This is a genomic window from Prevotella sp. C0026C3 (assembly GCF_056590795.1).
Genome location: NZ_JBWPWW010000042.1, coordinates 1 through 2,170 on the forward strand (window position 1 = coordinate 1; position 2,170 = coordinate 2,170).

Genomic DNA, 2,170 nt, shown 5'->3' on the forward strand with positions numbered 1-2,170 from the left:
AATGAGGCTATTCCAAATAGTTACATCCCTTGCATGTCCCGCTATTTCCCTTAATTCTTAACTGCCGATTATGCCCGGAAAATGGCACTCGACATGCGCATGATAGACCCGAATTACGAAGATCATCCCGACAACAAAGCGAGTCACTGTGCCAAGATGATCGCGGAGTATTATCAAAAATACGACGCCCAGAAAGGCACGCAGTTCGTTTTCTCTGATTTGGGGACATACCAGCCGGGCGACGGGTGGAACGTCTATTCGGAAATCAAGCGCAAACTGACGGAGGACTACGGTATACCGCCAAGCGAGGTGCGCTTCATTCAGGAGTGCAAGACCGACAAGGCGCGGAAGGCGGTGATAGACGCCATGAACGCCGGGACGGTGCGTGTGCTGTTCGGCTCTACCTCTATGCTCGGAACGGGTGTGAACGCCCAGAAACGGTGTGTGGCTATCCATCATCTCGATACGCCGTGGCGACCGTCCGACTTGCAACAGCGTGACGGACGCGGAGTTAGGGCAGGTAATGAGATTGCCAAACATTTCGCCGGGAACAACGTGGATGTAATCATCTACGCGGTGGAGAAGTCACTGGACAGCTACAAGTTCAACCTCCTGCACTGCAAGCAGACTTTCATAAGCCAGCTCAAAAGCGGTGCGATGGGTGCGCGTACCATCGACGAGGGGGCAATGGACGAAAAATCGGGCATGAATTTCTCGGAATACATGGCGTTGCTCTCCGGCAATACCGACCTGTTGGACAAGGCGAAACTGGAAAAGCGGATCGCATCGCTCGAAGGGGAACGCAAGTCGTTCAACAAGGGCAAGCGTGATTCGGAGTTCAAGCTGGAGTCAAAGACCGGCGAGTTGCGCAACAACACGGCTTTCATAGATGCCATGACGGAGGACTGGAACCGCTTCCTGTCGGTGGTGCAGACCGACAAGGAGGGCAACCGCCTTAATATAATAAAGGTGGACGGAGTGGATTCCGCCGATGAGAAGGTCATCGGAAAGCGTTTGCAGGAGATAGCCAAGAATGCCACGACCGGAGGGTTGTACACGCAGGTCGGTGAACTTTACGGTTTTCCGATAAAGGTGGTGAGCGAAAGGATACTCAAAGAGGGATTGGAGTTCACCGACAACCGCTTCGTGGTCGAGGGGAACTACAAGTACACCTACAACAACGGGCATCTGGCGATGGCTGACCCGTTGGCCGCCGCCCGCAACTTCCTCAACGCGATGGAGAGGATACCCTCCATCATCGACCAGTACAAGGCGAAGAACGAGGTGCTGGAGATGGAGATACCGCAGTTACAGGAGATAGCGGGTAAGGTGTGGAAGAAGGAGGACGAGCTGAAGCAGTTGAAGTCCGAACTTGCCGCCCTTGACCGAAAAATTCAGCTGGAGCTTGCGCCACCCACGCCCGAAGTCGCAGAAAAGGAGAATGAAGGGCAACAGCTCAAGCCGGAAGCGGAAGATGTGAGGAACAGGCAGGCGCAATATCCCGAAAATGCACCGCCGCAGATACGCAGTCCGGCGGATAGTATCGTTGCCAACCATGTCATAATCGGGCGTCCGGGACTGTATGCCAAGGAGGAAACCCGGTCCAAAGGATTGAAAATATAACCTAAGGAATTTTATCTGAAGTATTAATAAGGGCTATCCCAAAAGGTCTAAAAGTAAATTTTATCCTTTCTGCAAGTATCTATAGGATGGCAACTGCATTTTTTTCTTTTTGGGCAGCCCTTATTAAAATTTATTCTTATTTTAGGTTATATACATTCATGTCCATTTATGTAAAAAATTCCTGCTGACCTTGTTTATGTCTTGTCAGTCACCATTTGCAAAACCATATTTGACCCTCAAAGAGGCTGAATTTGATAAGTAACTTGCTACATACTCATAATAAGGAGCTAAATAGAACACGAATGGGAAATACACAAATGCTAAACTAAAGAAGATATTGGCCAAAATAAACGCTATACCGAGAGAGAAACTTGATTTTTCAACTTCCTAAAACGGTGTTGTTCAAACATTTCTACTTATTTGTACTTGCCAGTTGAACCTACGCTTCCCTAATAAAATGTCTATGGTAAAAAGTTAAAAAATCCTCCCACTTTTGTTAGATATATTTTTTTGTGTAATTTTGTAATCGTTATGCGGCAGTAATAAT

At 48.4% G+C, this 2,170-nt stretch carries 1 pseudogene; it reads left to right on the forward strand.

What is annotated here, in order from left to right:
• Positions 1–57: 57 nt before the first annotated feature.
• A pseudogene (locus AC1EK4_RS11880) lies at positions 58–1,623 on the forward strand (helicase-related protein); the annotation flags it as partial.
• Between the last annotated feature and the right edge of the window lie 547 nt (positions 1,624–2,170).